Origin of the sequence: Stenotrophomonas sp. SY1 (genome assembly GCF_021202945.1) — a bacterium.
Taxonomy (GTDB): domain Bacteria; phylum Pseudomonadota; class Gammaproteobacteria; order Xanthomonadales; family Xanthomonadaceae; genus Stenotrophomonas.
Genome location: NZ_JAJOYR010000002.1, coordinates 45,824 through 59,225, shown reverse-complemented (window position 1 = coordinate 59,225; position 13,402 = coordinate 45,824). Strand labels below are relative to the sequence as shown.

Annotated in this window: 10 protein-coding genes; 1 reads left to right on the top strand and 9 read right to left on the bottom strand. The window is 64.0% G+C overall.

Annotated elements, in window-relative coordinates; genetic code table 11:
* The first annotated feature begins 56 nt into the window (after window positions 1-56).
* Window positions 57-566, top strand: coding sequence for a hypothetical protein (locus tag LR961_RS11785; RefSeq protein ID WP_232149444.1), 510 nt, complete (start codon window positions 57-59; stop codon window positions 564-566).
* Between the two features lie 29 nt (window positions 567-595).
* On the opposite strand, the gene rnfB is transcribed toward LR961_RS11785, so the two are convergent.
* The 9 genes from rnfB to LR961_RS11740 all read right to left on the bottom strand — a co-directional run bounded on the left by rnfB (window position 596) and on the right by LR961_RS11740 (window position 13,236).
* Entirely contained in the window at window positions 596-1,012 is a 417-nt protein-coding gene (rnfB, locus tag LR961_RS11780; RefSeq protein WP_232149443.1) for an Rnf electron transport complex subunit RnfB, read from the bottom strand.
* A 29-nt stretch (window positions 1,013-1,041) separates the two neighbouring features.
* On the bottom strand, window positions 1,042-1,632 hold the full coding sequence (locus LR961_RS11775; protein WP_232149442.1) for an HAD family hydrolase: 591 nt from the start codon (window positions 1,630-1,632) through the stop codon (window positions 1,042-1,044).
* Between the two features lie 43 nt (window positions 1,633-1,675).
* On the bottom strand, window positions 1,676-3,754 hold the full coding sequence (gene metG / locus LR961_RS11770) for a methionine--tRNA ligase (RefSeq protein WP_232149440.1): 2,079 nt from the start codon (window positions 3,752-3,754) through the stop codon (window positions 1,676-1,678).
* A gap of 193 nt (window positions 3,755-3,947) precedes the next feature.
* Entirely contained in the window at window positions 3,948-4,394 is a 447-nt protein-coding gene (locus LR961_RS11765) for a DUF2147 domain-containing protein (protein WP_232149437.1), read from the bottom strand.
* Window positions 4,395-4,911: 517 nt separating this feature from the next.
* A complete protein-coding gene (locus LR961_RS11760) occupies window positions 4,912-8,490 on the bottom strand; it encodes a M1 family aminopeptidase (RefSeq protein WP_232149435.1) in 3,579 nt (1,192 codons plus the stop codon).
* A gap of 11 nt (window positions 8,491-8,501) precedes the next feature.
* Window positions 8,502-9,395, bottom strand: a complete 894-nt coding sequence (locus LR961_RS11755; protein ID WP_232149434.1) for an ABC transporter ATP-binding protein — start codon at window positions 9,393-9,395, stop codon at window positions 8,502-8,504.
* 361 nt (window positions 9,396-9,756) lie between these two features.
* Window positions 9,757-10,149, bottom strand: a complete 393-nt coding sequence (locus LR961_RS11750) for a VOC family protein (RefSeq protein WP_232149433.1) — start codon at window positions 10,147-10,149, stop codon at window positions 9,757-9,759.
* Window positions 10,146-11,216 carry a serine hydrolase domain-containing protein gene (locus tag LR961_RS11745; RefSeq protein ID WP_232149432.1) on the bottom strand — a complete coding sequence of 357 codons (1,071 nt, stop codon included), beginning with the start codon at window positions 11,214-11,216 and terminating at the stop codon, window positions 10,146-10,148. Before LR961_RS11745 ends, LR961_RS11750 begins: the two co-directional genes overlap by 4 nt.
* Before the next feature lie 124 nt (window positions 11,217-11,340).
* Window positions 11,341-13,236: a DUF885 family protein gene (locus LR961_RS11740; RefSeq protein WP_232149431.1), complete on the bottom strand. Its 1,896-nt coding sequence runs from the start codon at window positions 13,234-13,236 to the stop codon at window positions 11,341-11,343.
* Window positions 13,237-13,402 lie beyond the last annotated feature (166 nt).

Below are 13,402 nucleotides of genomic sequence, written 5' to 3'. Positions count from 1 at the left end.
TTGGTATCCGGGGCAACCCCGGCATTGATGCTGGCGTGAGGGTGGCAGGGATGGAAATGAAACGATGGCTGCTGTTTGCCGTGTCCTGTGCGTTGCACGCGGCACCGGCCATGGGCGCACCGCCGCCGAAGATGATCTATGCGCGCCCACCGCTGGCGCGTATCGAGCCGCTGGACTACCCGCAGTTCGGATTGATCGACGCCGAGCTGCGCAACACGGTGCGGCGCCACGGCGATCGCAGCGTTCCCAACACATTCTGTGCCGTGGGCTATCGCCTTGATGGCGGAACGTTGGAGACGGTGTTGATCTGGGACGACGCGCAGTGGTTGATCCGCTGGTGGGGCGGCGACGAACTGGCCACGTCGGAGGAGCGCTATGCCGTCTCCGCGTCGTTCTCGGCGGTGACCGACCTGAGGGCGGATGTTGTCGAGGATGCACGTTTTCCGCTTGGCACCCGAACCGTGGTGCGCGCCGATGCACAGGCGCTGATTGCCGATTGCCGGCAGAATGGCCGCCAGTACACGGTGCCGCCATTGCCGGCAAAGGGCGAGGACGACGATTTCTGAGGATGCTGCCGGGCAGGTGCGCGGCGGGATTACAGCGCTTCGAGCACGATGCAATCCACCGGGCATGGCGGAATGCACAGCTCGCAGCCGGTGCACAGATCAGCCAACACGGTGTGCATGTACTTGGCGCCGCCGACGATGGCATCCACCGGGCAGGCCTGGATGCACTTTGTGCAACCGATGCAGTCGGCTTCAACAATGACGGCAACCTGCGCCGGTTTGTGTTCACCACGGCTGCGGTCGAACGGCAGTGGGGCCACGCCCAGCACATGCGCCAATGCGCGCGCGCCGGCGTCGCCACCGGGCGGGCAGTGATCAACGCCGGCTTCGCCGCGTGCCATTGCCTCGGCATACGGACGGCAACCGTCAAAGCCGCATTGCCCGCATTGGGTTTGCGGCAGCAGGCGGTCCAGGCGTTCGACCAGGTTGTTCGATGTTTCCTGCATGCGTGGCGTAGGGCTGCGCGAAAGGGGGATCAGGAGAGCGGTTTGCCGCGGTACCAGCGCTCATGCGCCAGTGCCAGCATCGGCTTGTCTTCACGGCTGTCGCCGTAGGCGTGGATGCGCTGGTAGCGGCTCAGGTCGAACAGCTTGCGGATGCGCGCCACCTTGCGCGGGCCACAATCGCCGTTGGCGTAGCGACCGGTGAGGCGGTTGTCCTGTACTTCCAGCGTGTTGCAGATCATCTGCAGGCCCTGCGCGTCGCACCAGTGCTGCAGGTACAGATCCAGCGAGCCCGACACGACGACCACGGTATGACCCTGCGCCTTGTGCCACTGGATCTGTTCCAGCATTTCCGGCCGCATCATGCCGGGCAGGTGCTCACGCGCGTAGTCGCGTGCCATCTGGGTGATTTCACCGGCATGGCGGCCGGTGAATACCTGTGCGGTGACGCGACGACGGATGCGCTCGGCCGAGATCAACTTCAACCGGTATGCCAGCAGCCACGGCCCGATCCGCCACCATGCCTGCGCGCGCTGTTCCGGAGTGGCCACGCGCCGCAGGAACCGGCTGTAGGTGTCACAGGCGGTGATGGTGTGGTCGAAATCGAACAGGGCCAGTTGCATGGTCCGCTCCGGGAGAAGGGCGCGCCAAGGCGCGCCCACTGCATCAACGAACCGGCATGCCCGGCAGGGCGCCGCCGTCGGCATCCAGCAGCGCCAGTGCACCGCCGTCGAAGCCGGCCGACAGGATCATGCCTTCGCTCAGGCCGAAGCGCATCTTGCGCGGGGCCAGGTTGGCGATGAACACCACGTTGCGGCCGACCAGTGCTTCCGGTTCGGCGTAGCTGCCGCGGATGCCCGAGAAGATCTGGCGCTGGCCCAGGTCACCGGCGTCCAGCAGGAAGCGCAGCAGCTTGTCCGAGCCTTCGACGAAACCGCACTCGAGCACCTTGCCGATGCGCAGGTCGAGCTTGGCGAAATCATCGATGCCGATGTACGCGGAGGCTTCACCTTCGGCCTTGGGTTCCGGCTTGGCTTCCACCTTTGCCGGCTTCTCGGCCTTGGCAGGCTTGGCGTCGGCGGCGGGCGGGGCGGAGAGGGTGTCCTTGGAAGCGTCGGTCATGGCGTCAATCATTTTCGGGTCGATACGGGTGAACAGCGGCACGTAGGTGGCGATGGTGTGGGCGGTGAGCGGCTTGGCGATATCGCCCCAGCCGGTCATCGGTGCGTTGAGGAACGTTTCGGCCTGCAGCGCGGTGGCCGGCAGCACCGGCTTGAGCGCGGCCACCAGCACACGGAACAGGTTCAGGCCCTGGGTGCAGACCGCCTGCAGTTCGGCGTCGGCACCCTCCTGCTTGGCGATCACCCACGGCTTGGTGTCGTCGATGTATTTGTTGGCTTCATCGGCCAGCGCCATGGTCAGGCGGATGGCGGCCGCCGCATCGTTGCGCTCATAGGCTTCACGCACCGGTGCCAGCGCGGCGACGAAGTGGTCGTACTGGGCCGGGTTTGGCAGCGTGTCGGCCAGCTTGCCGTCGAAACGCTTGGCGATGAAACCGGCGCAGCGGCTGGCCAGGTTGACGAACTTGCCGACCAGGTCGGCGTTCACGCGCGCGGTGAAGTCGGACAGGTTCAGGTCCAGGTCGTCCACGCCGCCGGAGGACTTGGCCGCGAAGTAGTAGCGCAGCGCTTCCGGGGCCAGGCCGGCGTCCAGGTAGGTGCGGGCCATGACGAAGGTGCCGCGCGACTTGCTCATCTTGGCGCCGTCCACGGTCAGGTAGCCGTTGACGTGCAGGCGGGTCGGCGCACGCAGGCCGGTGCCGTGCAGCACCGACGGCCAGAACAGGCCGTGGAAATTGACGATGTCCTTGCCGATGAAGTGGTGCAGCTCGGTGCTGCTGTCGGCGGCCAGCACGGCGTCGAAATCATCGCCGGTCTTCGCACACAGGTTCTTGAAGCTGGACAGGTAGCCGATCGGCGCGTCCAGCCACACGTAGAAGTACTTGCCCGGCGCGCCGGGGATCTCGAAGCCGAAATAGGGCGCATCACGGGAGATGTCCCACGCGCGCAGGCCGCCTTCGGCATCCAGCCATTCGGCCAGCTTGGCCTTCACGCCCGGTACGGCCACATCGCCGGCCAGCCACTGGCGCAGGAAATCCTGGAAGCGGCCCACTTCGAAGAAGTAGTGCTCCGAATCGCGCATTTCCGGGGTTGCACCGGAGACCACCGACTTGGGGTCGATCAGGTCGGTCGGGCCGTAGGTGGCGCCGCACACTTCGCAGTTGTCGCCGTACTGATCGGGCGACTTGCACTTCGGGCAGGTGCCCTTGATGTAGCGGTCCGGCAGGAACATGCCCTTGGCCGGGTCGTAGAACTGGGCGATCGAGCGGCGGCTGATGTGGCCGGCGGCGTCGAGCTTGTTGTACAGGGCTTCGGTCAGCTCGCGGTTGGCGGCCGAGTTGGTCGAATCGTAATGGTCGAACTCCACGCCGAACGCCGCGAAATCGCGCTCATGGCCGGCCTGGATGTTGGCGATGAAGGTTTCCGGGGTGACCCCGGCCTTTTCGGCGGCCAGCATGATCGGCGTGCCGTGGGTGTCGTCAGCGCAGACGTACCAGACCTTTTCACCCATGAGCCGGCGGGCGCGCACCCAGATATCGGCCTGGATGTAGCCGACCATGTGACCCAGATGAAGCGGGCCGTTGGCATAGGGCAGGGCATTGGTGACGAGCGCGTTACGGGTCATGGCCATCATTTGGTGCAGGGGAACGCGGGATTATCGCATGACCGAAAACAGCCAGCCCCGGGAAGGCCCGGGGCTGGCGTGCTTCCTTCTCCGTCGGGAGAAGGTGCCCCGAAGGGGCGGATGAGGGTGAGGGATGGGCGGACGCACCCTCTCCCCAACCCCTCTCCCGATGGGAGAGGGGCTTCAAAGCGGATTACTGGTCGCGCAACCAGGTCTGCGAGCGGCAGATGAAGGCGATGCAGCCGGAGACTTCCAGCTTGCGGCCGTTCTCGACCAGGGCGACCTTGGAGCTGTAGGTCTTGCCCTTGGCCGGGTCGAGGATGGTGCCGTTGGCCCACTTGTTGGCGCCGTCCGGACGCAGGTTCCAGAGGATGGTCATGCCCTGGATCGGCTTGCCCTTGTTGGCGCCGTCGCACTTGTCGCAGACCGGGTTCGGGCCCTGCGCCGACTGCAGCACCTGCAGGACCTTGCCATTCAGGGTGCCATTGGCGGCCTGGGTGATCTCGACGATGGACTTCACCCGGCCGGTTTCGTCGTCAATGGTCTTCCAGCGGCCGGTAGCGCCGTCCGAGGCACTGGCGGAAAAGCCGGCAGCCAGCAGCGGCAGGGCCAGCAACAGGGTTTTGATCGTGGTGCGCATGTTTCCCCTCCCAGGGTCTGTGTCGGCTTCCGGCGACGCCGGTACGGTGCCGAATGTAACCGCATTCGGCGCCGTACGGAATCCGCGATGCAGCAGATTGAAGTGACTTTCGCTCCAGGATTGCAGAGACGTTCAAGTGGCCCCTTCTCACGCGCGTGGGGCGATCAGTTTGCGCGGCACGGGCTTGTGCGGGGCTGATGGCGGCGCAGGCTATGCCGTGCTCGGGACGTGGAGCGGGATGCTCGGAAGGGGCGGATCAGAAGGGCGTTGGGTCGTTTTCTGCGGTGATGGTGATGGCTGGCGAAGTAGCAAGAGCGAAGTCAGGAGCTGCCCTCACCCCAACCCCTCTCCCATGAATGGGAGAGGGGCTCAATCAAAAGCCTCAATCAAGAGCCTCAATCAAAAGCCTCAATCAAAAGCCTCAATCAAAAGCCTTAAGCAAAGCCCTCAAGCAAAGGCATCGAGCAAGAGCCCCAAGCAAGGACCTCAAGCAAATGCCGCAAGCCAACACTGAGGGCTACTGAACGGTCAGTCGTTTGCGGTTGTCCGCAGATACCCGGTCGATCAGTTTGTTGTACGGGTCGAACCCGGCTTCGCTCGGTTTCTGGTCCACCGTGACGGTGATGGTCGGCGAGGCTCCGGTGATGTGGTGGCGCTGCAGGTACAGCACCTTCTCATCGCGTTCCTTGCCCGATGGGCCGCTGGCGAACACGCCCACTTCGATCCAGTCGTCCAGCGTGCCGGCTGTTTCCTTGCCCAGGCCGTCGGCGTAACGTTTGTCAGCGTGCAGTTGCAGGGTCACGTCGTAGCGGCCGTCGGTCCGCTTCTTGGCCGATGCCTCGACCACGCGGTTGTCGTAGAAGCTGATCTTCTCGAACAGGTCGGTGATCAATGCCTGTTGCTCGGGCTTGGCTTCGGCGCGGATGAACTCCAGCAGTTCTGCAGACGTGGTGTACGGCGGTTGCTGGAAGGCCTTGGCCTGGATGAAGCGGCTCAACGCGCGGTTCAGTGCTTCCTCGCCCATTTCCTCGCGCAGGCGGTAGAACACCACCGAACCCTTGCGGTAATGGATGTACTGCTGGTTCTCCACGCGATACAGCGGCTGTTCTTCCACGTTCTCACCGCCGCGTCCGGACAGGTAGCTGTCCAGTTCGTCCTTGAGGAACTGGCGCATGTGGCTTCGTCCGTATTCCTTCTCCATCACCATCAGTGCCGAGTATTGCGACAGCGACTCGGACAGCACGGTGGCACCCTGCACGTTGGCGCCGATCACCTGGTGTGCCCACCACTGGTGCGCGATCTCATGGGCGGTGACATAGAACACGTAGTCGATGTTGTCCTTGTCACGCAGGTCGGCGATGAAGCCGATCGACTCCGAGTAGGGGATCGTATTGGCGAAGCTCTGCGCGAACGACTGGTAGCCCGGGAACTCGATGATGCGCACCTGACGGTGCTGGTATGGACTGAAGTTGGCTTCGTAGTACGCCAGCGATTTCTGCACGCCTTCGATCATCCGGTCCACGTTGAACGGATGCTTGGGGTCGTAGTAGATCTCGATCGGGATGTCCTTGTACGTCGCTTTCTTCACCTCCCAGCGTGCCGACAGGTAGGCGTAGAAATTGAGCATCGGGCGATCCATCGCGTAGCTGAAACAGCGGCGGCCATCACGTTCAAACTCCTTCTGCAGGTAGCCCGGGGCCAGGGCGACCTGGTCCGGCGCCGTGCAGATGGTGGTACTGAAATCCAGCCAATCCGAATCGTTGGAGATGTAGTTGTTGGCGCGTGCGGCTTCGTCCTCCAGTTTCGGCATGCGCGTGGGCTCGCCGAGGTCACGCTTGCGGCGCTCGTTGCGGTCACTGATCTCCACGCCGGTGTCATAGCCGAACGCAGGCAGTACGCGGCTGTTGAAGAAGCTGCCGTTGTCGACGATCTGGCTTTGCGCCTGGTCGGCAGTGACACCATTGGGATGGATGTCCACGGTAAAGCTGATGTCGCGCTCTTCACCCGGTTGCAGCGGTTTGTCCAGGGTGTAGATGCGGTAGCCCAGTTCTTCATCGTGCGTGGTCAGCTTGGCGCCGCCCATGTCGATGGACGTCAGCGTGCGGTCGTCACCCATTGCCACATGGACGGTCGGGATTGCAGCGGTGTGCGTGTTGCGCACGCGGTAGCGGCCATCGATGTGCAGTGACTGGGTTTCCGGATGCAGGTCGACCTTGTTGTCGACGGCGATGATGCGCGGTTGCGGCAGATCCTTGTACTTGCGGTATTCGCGTTCGTAACGGGCCTGGCGGTCCAGCGACTGGTCCGGTGAGACGAACTCGTTGCGGATGTTGGTGCTCCAGTACAGCCAGCCACCGCAGGCGACGAAAGCGATGACCGAGGCAGCCAGCGCCACGCCGAGCTTGCCGCGCAGACGCTGGCGGGCCAGTTTCAGGCGCTGGCGCAGGCCCGAATCGACGCCACGCACCCATAGCGCGGCGCAGACCAGCAACAGGGCCAGCAGGAACAGCGACCAGTACCCCTGGAACGCCAGCTGCCCGGTCAGGAAGTGGCCATAGCCGTTCATGTCCGAGTACGGGGCGATCGGCCAGCTGCCGAAGTTGTACAGGTTCTGGGTGTAGTCGAGCATGCCCAGCACCGACTGCCCGATCAGCAGCAGGATCAGCAACGCATAGCCGAGGAACTTGTTGTTGCTCAGTACCTGCAGCACCAGCGCCATGCCGCCCATCAGGATGTACACCACCGAATCCAGTGCCAGCGTCTTGACGTACAGCAGCGGCTCGATCTGGGTGTAACCCTTGCTCAGCTGGATGGCGATGGCGGTAAGCCCGCCGACCGCCTGGAAGGCGAACACCACCGCGATCAACGTGAGGAACTTGCCCAGCAGCGGCACCCAGTTGGGCACCGGCATGGCATCGCTGATGCCGGCGATGCGCGCGCTGCGCTCACGCCAGACCAGCTCGCCGGCGTAGAACAGCACGATGATGATCAGCAGGAAGCTGTAGCTCTGCTGCAATGCCTCCAGCATCTGCGAGGTCACCGGCCAGCTGGGCGTGCCGTACATGCTCTTGCGGAACAGCGCGCTGGGGATGAAATTGGCCATGCCCAGCACCAGCAGCACCAGGAACGGTGCGCTGCGGAACACGCCGAAGGCATCGAAGCCGACCTGGCGCAGCAGCTGCTTCCAGCCCGTGGCTGCGTTGAACGCAGGCGTCACCTTCGGGGCGGTGACTGCGGGGCGCGTGCTGTCGGTGGTGGCGACGCTGGCGATCTTCCTGCCGCGCCTGCGGCCGGTGCCGCTGCGTTCGGTACGGAACAGCGCGAAGGTGGCGGCAAACAAGGCGCCGGTCAAGGCCAGCCACAGCAGGCGGTTCTCCAGCAGGTAACCGGTGAAGGCGGGCAGGCCGGTATTGCGTTCCTCGGCTGACCAGTAGCGCATCGCCTGCGACATCGCGCGCATGCCCAGCGGATCGAGCAGCGAAGACAGACGCAGGTTGTCGATGTCGGCCAGGATCGCGCGGCTGACGCCGTACAGCACGAAGAACACGATCACGCCGATGTACACCCACAGGATGTTGCGGGTGGTCACCGCCAGCACCGACAGCAGGGCGGTGGTGAACAGCACGTTCGGCAGCACCATGTACAGGAACGACCACAGATAGGGCTGCAGCGATACCGGGCCGAGCCGCGCTGCATCGATCCATGGCATGAACTGGGCGATGAACAGGCCAATGGCGATGATGACGTACATCAACAGGCTGGCCAGCAAGGCCGCACCGATGCGGCCCAGCAGATAGTCGCGGCGCTTGATCGGGCTGGAGAACACCAGCTCGGCGGTGCCAAGTTCGAAGTCGCGCAGCAACGCATTGCTGACGAACAGCGTGACCACCAGCAGCCCGAGCAGGGTGAACGAGGTCATCAAGGTGGCGATCACCGACGGTGCATTGCGATGCACATTGCCGATGCTCCCGCCGATCTGGATGGCATCACTGGAGGCGGCGCCGAAGGCCATCAGTGCGAACAGCACCGCCAGCAACCACAGCAGCGGTGAACGCAGCTGCTCGCGCAGCTCGAAGCGCAGGAAATTCAATGTCATGGCCGTCTCCGTCAGGCCGCTTGCGCTTGCAGGCGCAGGCGCTGGAAGTAGACATCTTCCAGGCCCGGTTCCACCAGCTCGAAGCCGGGTTCCGGACACGATTGGCTGAAGACATGGATCACCGGGTGCCCACCCATCAGGCGGGTGGACAGCACGGTGAAGCGCGATTCGTAACCGGGCAGCGCCACCTTGGTCACCTGCTTGCGCCACACCTGCGCCTGCAATGCGGCGATGGCATCGGCCGGGCGGCCGGTCAGCAGTACCTGGCCCTTGTTCATGATGGCCATGCTCGGGCACAGGTCGGTGACATCCTCGACGATGTGCGTGGACAGGATCACCGCCACGTTCTCGCCGATCTCGGCCAGCAGGTTGAGGAAGCGGTTGCGCTCTTCCGGATCCAGGCCAGCGGTGGGTTCATCGACGATCACCAGCTGCGGGTTGCCCAGCAGTGCCTGGGCGATGCCGAAACGTTGGCGCATGCCACCGGAATAGGTGCCGAGCTTGCGCTTGCGCGCATCCCACAGGTTGACCTGCTGCAACAGTCCTTCGACCACTTCCTTGCGCTGCTTGCGCGCGGTCAGGCCCTTGAGTACGGCGAAATGGTCGAGCAGATCCAATGCGCTGACCTTCGGGTACACGCCGAAATCCTGCGGCAGGTAGCCCAGCTTGCGACGCAGCAGGTCCTTGTCGCGGAGGATGTCGATGCTGGCGCCGTCGGCGGTGGCCAGTATGGCGCTGCCGGAGTCGGCTTCCTGCAGCGTGGCCAGGGTGCGCATCAGCGATGATTTGCCGGCGCCATTGGGGCCGAGCAGGCCGAACATGCCGCGCGGGATGTCCAGGTCGACATCCTTCAGTGCATGCACGCCGTTGGCGTAGGTTTTCGACAAACCACGGATCTGCAGCATGGACAACCTCTCCTTGGATGATGGAAGCATCATTCCGGCCTGGCCCGGGACGGGCAATGCGCCGGAAGTCACTAGGTCATAGGACGTGCGGGTGTGGCGGATGTGACGTGTGGGGTGAGGGCATACGGATACATATGCGCCGATCTGATCCCTTCTCCCGTTCACGGGGTGATGGCATGCGGTTTACGGGCTACTGGTTTGTGCATGGTCGAAAACAGAAGCCAAAGCCAAAGCCAAAGCGGCCCTCACCCCAACCCCTCTCCCATGAGATGGGAGAGGGGCCAGATCAGGAGCCAAAAGCCAAAAGTGGGAAGCGATAAAGCTAAAAGCGATGAAGCCAAAGGCAATGGAGCCCAAAGGCTCAGCCGCCTTCGTAAAGTTCCAGTGGCAGGTCATCCGGGTCGGCAAAGAAGGTGAAACGTCGTCCAGTGAACTCGTCCACGCGAATCGGCTCGCAATCCACACCTTCGCTTTGCAGGTGGGCGACAACCGAGTCCAGGTTGTCGACGCGGAATGCCAGGTGGCGCAGGCCGCAGGCTTCGGGCCGGCTTGGACGCGCTGGTGGACTGGGAAAGGAGAACAACTCCAGCTGGCTGCCATCGGGCAGGCGCAGGTCCAGCTTCCAGGAGTTGCGCTCGGCACGGAAATTCTCGGCAATGACTTCGAGCCCGAGAATGCGCGTATAGAAATCACGTGACCGCGCGTAGTCGGAGGCGATCAGCGCGACGTGGTGGATGCCGGCAAGCAGCTTCATCGGGCGGCATCCAGCCAGCGGCGGGCGATGTCGATGGCCAGCGCATAAGGCTCTGGTTCGTTGCGGTTGGTCAGCACGATCACCGTCAGCTTCTGTTTCGGATAACGCACGATCACGTTGCGGAAGCCGATGCTCTCGCCGCTGTGCCACAACGCATCGCCATTGATGCGCCAGCCGAAACCATAGTGCGGCACGTCCGGCTCGTTGGTTTTCGTCGCCGGGCTGAAGGCCAGTTGCAATGAGCTGCGACGCAGCAGGCGTTCGTCGTACAAAGCGGCGTCCCACCTGGCCAGATCATCAATGGAAGAGTAGATGCCGCCATCGCCCAGCACCGCGCTGGTGGTGCTCTGGTCGGTGCGCTGCCAGCGCCCGTCGATCTGGCTGTAGCCGTAGACGCGGTTGGGCACATCGTCCACGCCATCCTGGTGCGCGTAGGTATTCTTCATGCCCAGCGGCAGGAAGATGCGCTGGCGCAGGAAGCTGGCGAAGTCGCTGCCCGATGCCTTGCCGACCACCAACGCCAGCAGCGCATAGCCGCTGTTGCTGTAGCGGTAGTTGCTGCCCGGTGCGAAGTAGCTACGGTTCTCTTTCTCCAGCAGATGCAGCACATCGATGTCGTGGACCTGGCGGGTGTCGGCCGGGTCCATCAGCTCTTCGTAATCGTGCAGGCCGCTGGTGTGGCTGAGCAGCTGGCGCAAGGTCATCGTGTCGGCAATGGCCGGCAGGCTGGGCAGCCACATCTTGAGCGGATCGTCGATGGACAGCTTGCCATCTTCAGCCAGCAGCAGAATGGCCGCAGCGGTGAACTGCTTGCTCACCGAGGCCAGCCGGTAATTGCTGGCCGGTGTGCTGGGGGTGCCGTCCTCCATCACTGCCAGGCCGTAGCTGCGGCGGAAAGCCGCCTGGCCGTCCTTGAGCACCAGCACCGAGGCGCCGGGCACCTGGCCGTCATAGCGCTGCATCAGCGCATCGATGCCGGGATCGGGAGGGGTTACTGCGGGAGCGGCAGTTGCCGTGGAAAACGCGAACAGGCACAGCGGGGCGAGTCGGGGTATCCAGCGGAACATGCGGGCTCCTTGGTTTGTGATGGCGTGCTTCAGTGGCGTGTTGAGCGGGTGATCTGATCGGCGTCTCAGAGCTTTCCCCCACCCAAACCCCTCTCGCGCAGGCGGGAGAGGGGCTGACCAGACTTCAGGCTTTTTTGCTGGCGATCCAACGGTCGATCTTGGCTTCCAGGATATCCAGCGGCATGGAGCCGTCCTTGAGGATTTCATGGTGGAACTCGCGCACGTCGAAGCGCTCACCCAGCGCGGCCTTGGCCTTGTCGCGCAGCTGCTGGATCGTGATTTCACCGACACGATGCGCCAACGTCTGCCCCGGCAGGGCCATGAAACGCTCCACTTCCGATGCCGCATCCGATGCGGAGATGTCGGCGTTCTTCTGCATGTAGTCGATGGCCTGTTGACGGTTCCAGCCGGCGGCATTCAGGCCGGTGTCGGCGACCAGCCGCACCGTGCGCAGCAAGGTGGTCTGCAGGTAGCCCAGGTGATCGTAAGGGTCGTTGTACAGGCCCAGCTCCTGGCCCAGCGACTCGGCGTACAGGCCCCAGCCTTCGACAAAGGCGACGTCACCACCCAGGCGGCGGAAACGTGGCAGCGCGGCCAGTTCCTGCTGTGCACCGAGCTGGAAGTGATGGCCGGGGATGCCCTCGTGCAGATACTGCAGGGTTACCGACCAGCGTTTGCGCGATGGCAGGTCGCTGGTGTTGACGTACAGCACGCCCGGCTGCTGGCCGTCGGCGCTGCCAGGCTGGTAGCTCGCGGCGCTGGCGGTGAGTGCGCGCTCCAGTTCCACCGGTTTGATTTCCAGCGCGGCCTTGGGGCGCTGGTTGAACAGTGCCGGCAACGCGGTGTCGACACGTTGGCCGGTCTGGCGGTACTGGGCCAGAAGGGCGTCGGGGTCTTTGAAAACGAATCGACGGTCGCTGCGCATCGCATCGAAGGTCTTCTGGATGCTGCCGCGGATCCGGGCCTCCTTCATCACGGCAGCGATCTGCGCCTGCAGATCCTTTACTTCCTGTTCGCCCAGCGCATGGATCTCCGCTGGCGTGCGGCCGGGCGCGGTGGTGCTGGATACGTTGTGCGCATACCACGCCTGGCCGTTGGGCAGCGCGCCCATGCCGTCGGTGCGGCGCGTGGCCGGCATGTATTCGGTGGCGATGAAACCGCGCAGGGAGCGGTAGGCCGGCATGATCCGATACTCAATCATGCGCTTGTATTCGGCGGTCAGGCGCACCTTGTCTTCGGCGGAGAAGTCCTCGGGCAGGTTGCGGATCGGGCCCCAGAACAGGCTTTCCTCGGCGGTCGGCTTGATCACCGCATCCAGCTGCGGCAGTACCTTCTCCATCAACGCGCGTGGCTGCACCACGCCGGCACGCATGCCCTGGCGCATGTTGTCGATGGCCTGGTCGAACAGCGGCGCGATGCCGAGTGAGCGCTTGGACCAGTTCTCGTAGTCGCTGACCGTGCGGAACGGTTGCGCGCCCGCACCGGAGCCGAGCACGGCGATGATGCTGGACAGGTTGTAGTACTGGTTGATCGGCAGCATCCAGCTCGGGTACTTCTCGGCGGCCAGTGACACCTGCGCATCGCGCACGAAGATTTCGTAACTGAGCAGGTCCTGGCCCTGCAGGCCCTCGGGGCCGATCTTCTCCGCCTTGCCCAGCCACTGCACCATGAAATCGTGCGATTGCTGGCGCGACGCGGCTGACAGGAAGTTGGGCAGCTGGTCGTTGAAGCGGCTGTCACCCTGGAACGTGGCCTGCAGCGGATTGATCCGCATCGAGGCGTCCCAGTACTCGTCGTAGATGCGGTTGAGCTGTTGCGCCTTGTCCTGGCGGATCGGCAGCGGTGCCGGTGTGGCGCGGCGGGCGGCCGGGCGAGGCGTCGCACGCGGTCTGGCAGTCCGGGCCTGCGTTGTGGTGGTGCGCTGGGTCTTCTTCTTGGCGGCCTCCGCTGTTGGAGCGGCAGGCAGGATCAGGATTGAAGCAATGGCGAGCGCCAGAAGGCGGAGCGGACTAAAGGACATCGGTGGTTCCGGGTACACACAGGCTCGGGAGCTTGCCCGATAACGGCGGGCACGACCAGCCGCGTGGTACCAGGACACGGCACCTTTCTGTTGGTGCCGTTACGAAGCCGTTAAATGCGTTCGCTGATGCAGCTTGTTGTACTCCCGGCGAAGCTTCCGGGCGACA

What these genes read in the sequence shown, in the direction of transcription:
- LR961_RS11775 (WP_232149442.1), bottom strand. Translation starts at nt 1,632, where the DNA reads ATGCAACTGGCCCTGTTCGATTTCGACCACACCATCACCGCCTGTGAC.
- LR961_RS11745 (WP_232149432.1), bottom strand. Translation starts at nt 11,216, where the DNA reads ATGTTCCGCTGGATACCCCGACTCGCCCCGCTGTGCCTGTTCGCGTTT.
- LR961_RS11765 (WP_232149437.1), bottom strand. Translation starts at nt 4,394, where the DNA reads ATGCGCACCACGATCAAAACCCTGTTGCTGGCCCTGCCGCTGCTGGCT.
- metG (WP_232149440.1), bottom strand. Translation starts at nt 3,754, where the DNA reads ATGACCCGTAACGCGCTCGTCACCAATGCCCTGCCCTATGCCAACGGC.
- LR961_RS11755 (WP_232149434.1), bottom strand. Translation starts at nt 9,395, where the DNA reads ATGCTGCAGATCCGTGGTTTGTCGAAAACCTACGCCAACGGCGTGCAT.
- rnfB (WP_232149443.1), bottom strand. Translation starts at nt 1,012, where the DNA reads ATGCAGGAAACATCGAACAACCTGGTCGAACGCCTGGACCGCCTGCTG.
- LR961_RS11740 (WP_232149431.1), bottom strand. Translation starts at nt 13,236, where the DNA reads ATGTCCTTTAGTCCGCTCCGCCTTCTGGCGCTCGCCATTGCTTCAATC.
- LR961_RS11750 (WP_232149433.1), bottom strand. Translation starts at nt 10,149, where the DNA reads ATGAAGCTGCTTGCCGGCATCCACCACGTCGCGCTGATCGCCTCCGAC.
- LR961_RS11785 (WP_232149444.1), top strand. Translation starts at nt 57, where the DNA reads ATGAAACGATGGCTGCTGTTTGCCGTGTCCTGTGCGTTGCACGCGGCA.
- LR961_RS11760 (WP_232149435.1), bottom strand. Translation starts at nt 8,490, where the DNA reads ATGACATTGAATTTCCTGCGCTTCGAGCTGCGCGAGCAGCTGCGTTCA.